This is a genomic window from Microcystis sp. M53598_WE2 (assembly GCF_030067735.1).
GTDB lineage: Bacteria > Cyanobacteriota > Cyanobacteriia > Cyanobacteriales > Microcystaceae > Microcystis > Microcystis aeruginosa.
In genome coordinates, this window is record NZ_JASJFE010000219.1 from 1 (window position 1) to 5,226 (window position 5,226).

Sequence of the window (5,226 nt, forward strand, 5' to 3'; positions counted from 1 at the left end):
ACCAATTGATTAAATCTTCAACCGTAGAGAAATCGAATAAAGCTTCTCCTAATACTTCGACATCATCAATACTTAACTGCATAATTTTAGTTTCCAATGAAGGATTAATCTCCCCTAACTTGCGTTTAAGTTGACGAAGAATCAATGTCTTTTCCCGTTCAATACCTTGTTCGATACCTTGTTCGATACCGCGTTCAATACCTTGTTCGATACCGCGTTCAATACCTTGTTCGATACCTTGACGCATCCAACTGGTAGTAATTTGCATAACTCCCTCCTGTACGGGTTGACTAAATGTGCTAATCTCTTCTTGAAATTGTCTCTCTTCCACTGGATTTAGATTGAGATATGTATCAATAAATCCAGAAATTAATTGCATTCTCGCCGCATCTAACCTTAAAGTGATTAACAAGCGCAGACATTCCGCTAACCGATCACAAAAAAAACTGGAGCGAGCGCTTTTCGCCACCCCAGTGCTGTCACGGAATTCAATTCTGTATCTAAATTAACACATTATTGGCAGCAAGCATAATTAAGGAAATTGGAAATTTTTCCGAAAGGGGTTTCCAAAGGCTGTAACCTTTACTGACAGGGGATTTCGAGCCTGATAAGGCTAAAGTTTTTGGAGTCTATCCTCGAAAATTAAACTTCGGCCCTGAGATGTTCCCCCAGATGAACGGTTTTCACCCATTTTAAACGTTTAGGACGCAAAGCCATCCGCAGGCTGACACTGGGAATAATAATAAACCAGTGCATCATATAAATCATGCCACGAATGGTTTGAGCAAGGATGTCCAAACCGAGAGCGAAAGTGAATTTTTTACCCGTATTAACTCGGATTAATCCTGTCACCATCCCCCAGAGAGAAAGGGAAAGAGCCAAACCAGTTAAAGGCGTTAAAATCGGAGCTTGATGACGAGTAATAGTGATTAAAAGATCGGGAATAGCGGCCGCAGGTAAGATATATTGAACGATCAAAAAAGCAATTAAATCAAACTTTTTCGGCCAAGGCATGGGAGACTTTAAAATCGCTTTCCAATAGTCGAGATAACGCTGAAAACCACCTTCGGCCCAACGATTGCGCTGATGCCATAAAGCGATCGCAGTTGTCACCCCTTCTTCCGCTACTGCGGGAAAATTTAAGATATTAATTTTCCAATTATCGATATGGAGACGAATAGTTAAATCAAGATCGTCGGTGATCGTTTGTTCATTCCAACCCCCGCAACGATTTAAGGCACTACGACGGACAAATTGACCATTTCCGCGCAATTCTCCGATCCCTCCCACCGCGATCCGTTGCTGTTGGAAACAGCTATCAAAGATCATTTCTACCGCTTGTCCTTTTGTCCAGAAGTTTTCGGCGGCATTGGCGATCGCTTTTCGCACCTGTACCGCACCTACTTCTCGATCGTCGAACATTGGGACCACATGACGCAGTAAATCGGCGGATAATCCCGCATCGGCATCGAATACGCCGATAATTTCCCCGTTAGTCAGGGATAAAACCTGATTCAAGGCGCCGGATTTGCCACCTCCGGCATTAGCAGGACGATGGAGAATTTGTAATTGGGGATATTCTAGAGCCAGGCGATCGAGAATTGCACCGGTGTTATCGGTACTATAGTCATCGACGATCCAAACTTCTAATTTATCTTGGGGGTAGTCTAGATGACAGAGATAATTAACCAGTTTCGTGATTACGGTTTCTTCATTTTTGGCCGCTACTAAGAGGGACACCCTAGGTACAGAGGCTAAATCCTTATCCAGTAAGGGAATTGGCGGCGTTTCTGGTTTGGTGAACAGCAGCCGCAAAGCTTGTCCCGATAGTACCATAGTTAAGGCGATAATTGCCCAATAACCCCAACTCAGCCAATGAAGTCCGATAATTATTGTCCAGATCGCCATGAGGCTAAAAGCCGCTTTCTGTCTGCGTCCCGATCGGCCTTGAAAAATTTCGCTCCTAAATTCGTCCTCCTCATCTTCGGGATCGGACCAGTCAGATAGGAGGGAACCAATCGGGTCTAATTCTTCGTTATCATCCTCTCGCGACCAATAATTTTCTGCCATAATCGACTCAGGTTAAGTAACTGTTCCAGTAGACGCTTGTTTCTTGCTTTATTTTACCGAAAATTGTTAAAATTTTTAACAGAATCTTAAGTTTTTTCGGGAAAGAAACCCTAGTTTTTCAGGCTATTGGTTTTTTTTGCCCTATAAATGCGCTTTTTCGGCTAAGATTGCTCTGTTTACATTCGTTGAGAAAATTTAACATTTATCCCCTATGTCAAACCTGCTCCTCTGTGTCGGACTGATTTGTGGCTCAATTATTTGGGTGGAGATCGTGCGTGATAGCTATCATGCTCTGGCCCACCATTGGCAGCCCCTTTATCGTCTGCACGTCTGGCATCATCGGGTTTTTCGTCCCGATCTGTCGGTAATGAGCGAGGAAATTTATCGTCGGGCGCACTGGTACAATGATGTACCAGAGGCCTTGGTCATGTTGGCTGCCAGTGTTTTACCTGTACTACTGGCCTACTCTTGGGGGTTCGATCGCCCTTGGTTGGGTTGGTTAGGCTCCCTTTATACTTTGGCTTTTCTCAGTACGGCGATCGGTCGAGGTTTAGGGATCGCCAATCTGGAGGAATTAACCGATTTAACCCATCGTCCGGGGCAATTTGAGAGTTTTCCCGCTCAATGGCGCGTTAATCGTACCTACCACTGGCGACACCATTTTGATAACCAAAAGGCTTATTATTGTGGAACTTTCACCTTTATGGATAAATTGATGGGGACGGCACTTTCTCTTAAGGGTAAAACGATCGCCATTACCGGGGCGAATGGAACCTTAGGGCGATCGCTGTTAAAGTACCTACAACTGAAGGGAGCCAAGGTGATCGCGCTCACTTCCGGGGAGAATGCGATCGCTATTGAAATTAACGGCGAATCAGTACCTGTAAAAACCGTGAAATGGCAAATCGGTGAAGAAACGCAACTTGAGGACCTATTTAAGTCTGTAGATATACTGATTTTAAATCACGGCGTTAATGTCCACGGCCAAAGAACCCCAGAAGCGATCGAATTAGCCTACCAAGTGAATACTTTTTCCGTCTGGCGTTTAATGGAATTATTCTTCAAAACTGTCCGCACTAACGAGCAAATTGCCCGCAAGGAAGTCTGGGTGAATACCTCGGAAGCAGAGGTTAATCCTGCCTTTAGTCCCCTCTACGAACTCAGTAAACGGGCGATCGGTGATATGATTACCCTGCGTCGTTTAGATGCCCCCTGTGTGGTGAGAAAGCTAATTCTTGGTCCTTTTAAGAGTAATTTAAATCCTGTGGGTATTATGTCCGCCGATTGGGTGGCTAAACAGATTATCAAGGCGGTACAAAGAGATAGTCGCAATATTATTATTACTATTAATCCCTTGACTTTTATCACCTTCCCAATTAAAGAATTCTCTGTTTCTACCTACTTAAAACTATTTACTCGTTCCCCAAAAAATCAGGAAAAACCCTAACTATTTATCCTTAATCGGGGATCAGGACTATTTTTCCGCGCACTCTTTCCGATTCACTATAATTATGAGCTGCTGCCACCTGGGAAAAAGTATAGGTGCGATCGATCCTAACAGTTAATTTACCCGATTCGATCGCTTCTTTGAGAAATTGCCAGTCAGACGCTTGTGCTTGAGCAAAAAATATCAGTTTCCCTTTTTGGGGCAACCAAGCACCGAGATAATTTAAGAGGATAATTCCGGGATTTGGGAGGGTGGTTATATAGGTCCCTTGGGGTTTTAAAAGCTGACGACAGTGCCAAAAAGAAGACTTAGCCACAGCATCGAAGATTATATCATATTTCTGCTCGGTTTTTCTCCAATCTTCTTGGGTATAATCGATAACTTTATCGGCTCCTAAAGAGGTGACATAATCGATATTTTTACTACTACAAACTCCATCTACTTGCGCGGAGAAAATTTTTCCTATCTGCACGGCAAAGCTACCCACTCCTCCCGATGCACCATTAACTAAAATCCGATTTCCTGCTTGAATACCGCCAAAATCCCGCAAGACTTGCAAAGCGGTAGAAGCGGCTAAAGGAGTGGCGGCAGCTTCAATAAAACTCTGATTATGCGGTTTTTTAACTAATAGGGAAGCGGGAATAATTGCATATTCAGCATAGGTTCTACCGGGTAATTGATTGAGAAAACCAAAAACCTCATCTCCGATCTGGAATTGTTCCACCTGACTGCCTTTTTCAACGATAATTCCCCCATAATCAAAACCTAATTGCAGGGGAAATTTATTACCTGTGGCTATTTTGAGCATCCCCCGACGAATCTTCCAATCAATCGGATTAATTCCCGCTGCCATAATCTTAATTAAGACTTCTTTCCCTTGGGGAATTGGCTTTTCTATTTCGGTGTATTGGAGAACATTACTATCGCCATAGCGATTAATGATAATAGCTTTCATAATTAAGAAAAAAGTTGATAAAATAGTAGAGGAGCAAAAGTAATGACCAAGAGAACCAAAATCCAAACTCGTCCCGCTAAAAGATTATAATCTTGCCCTAATCTTGACCAAGAGTGACCGGCGATAAAATGGCCGAACAGAAACTCAAAACCCACTGTTAATACTAACCAAATTAAACCGATAGTAATTGCTTGACCGGAGGATTCTAGACCCAAAAAATAGACAAGAGTGCCAATATAAAGACTAAAAAAGAGGATTCCTGTCAGGGTAGAAATTTGATGAGCGCGTAGTTCATCGAGATATTTTCCGTAGGTGGTTTCTCGGAGGATACCGTTACTAATTCCTATTACGATCATCGGGAGCCATGCGACAATGTAGCGACTAATCATAAGTTGTTGGTTTAGAACTCGCTCTAATTGGATTATAGCTATATTTGGCTGATAACTTGAGATATTTTCGTAAAAATTAATATTGTTACTTGCCTAAATTTTCAGCCAGATAATCAACTAGCTTTTTCACTGTTGTAAATTCTTGGCATTTTTCGTCTGAAAGTTCTAGATCAAATTCTTCTTCTAAAGTCATGATTAATTCAAGTGTATCAAGTTCATCTCCTCCCCAATTTGATAATAAGTCAGACCAACTATTCCGGACAAAAGAACTACAAGAACTATAAGAACTATAAGAACTATAAGAACGGTTCTTCGGTTTGTCTTATGCAACGTACAGGGTTATAAGGAATGAAACTCTCATAGAG

At 42.3% G+C, this 5,226-nt stretch carries 5 protein-coding genes and 1 pseudogene; 1 reads left to right on the plus strand and 5 read right to left on the minus strand.

Annotation, left to right across the window (positions count from 1 at the left end):
* Together PX636_RS04585 and PX636_RS04590 are read right to left on the minus strand one after the other, a co-directional pair.
* Positions 1-469: DUF4351 domain-containing protein (locus tag PX636_RS04585; protein ID WP_288116350.1), on the minus strand; the 469-nt coding region annotated here is incomplete at its 3' end.
* 173 nt (positions 470-642) lie between these two features.
* Complete coding sequence (locus tag PX636_RS04590) at positions 643-2,070, minus strand: glycosyltransferase family 2 protein (protein WP_002796508.1); 1,428 nt, start codon at positions 2,068-2,070, stop codon at positions 643-645.
* A 211-nt stretch (positions 2,071-2,281) separates the two neighbouring features.
* Between PX636_RS04590 and PX636_RS04595 the strand changes: the two genes are divergently transcribed.
* A complete protein-coding gene (locus tag PX636_RS04595; RefSeq protein WP_002796509.1) occupies positions 2,282-3,517 on the plus strand; it encodes a bifunctional sterol desaturase/short chain dehydrogenase in 1,236 nt (411 codons plus the stop codon).
* Positions 3,518-3,527: 10 nt separating this feature from the next.
* On the opposite strand, the gene PX636_RS04600 is transcribed toward PX636_RS04595, so the two are convergent.
* The 3 genes and pseudogenes from PX636_RS04600 to PX636_RS04610 form a co-directional block, all read right to left on the minus strand.
* Positions 3,528-4,472: an NAD(P)-dependent alcohol dehydrogenase gene (locus tag PX636_RS04600; RefSeq protein WP_125731087.1), complete on the minus strand. Its 945-nt coding sequence runs from the start codon at positions 4,470-4,472 to the stop codon at positions 3,528-3,530.
* Positions 4,473-4,474: 2 nt separating this feature from the next.
* Positions 4,475-4,861, minus strand: a complete 387-nt coding sequence (locus PX636_RS04605) for a hypothetical protein (RefSeq protein ID WP_002796511.1) — start codon at positions 4,859-4,861, stop codon at positions 4,475-4,477.
* Positions 4,862-4,946: 85 nt separating this feature from the next.
* A pseudogene (locus PX636_RS04610) lies at positions 4,947-5,096 on the minus strand (phosphopantetheine-binding protein); the annotation flags it as partial.
* Positions 5,097-5,226: the final 130 nt, after the last annotated feature.

Bases quoted from the DNA above. Each gene is read 5' to 3' on its own strand.
- PX636_RS04590 (WP_002796508.1), bottom strand. From the start codon at position 2,070: ATGGCAGAAAATTATTGGTCGCGAGAGGATGATAACGAAGAATTAGAC.
- PX636_RS04595 (WP_002796509.1), top strand. From the start codon at position 2,282: ATGTCAAACCTGCTCCTCTGTGTCGGACTGATTTGTGGCTCAATTATT.
- PX636_RS04600 (WP_125731087.1), bottom strand. From the start codon at position 4,472: ATGAAAGCTATTATCATTAATCGCTATGGCGATAGTAATGTTCTCCAA.
- PX636_RS04605 (WP_002796511.1), bottom strand. From the start codon at position 4,861: ATGATTAGTCGCTACATTGTCGCATGGCTCCCGATGATCGTAATAGGA.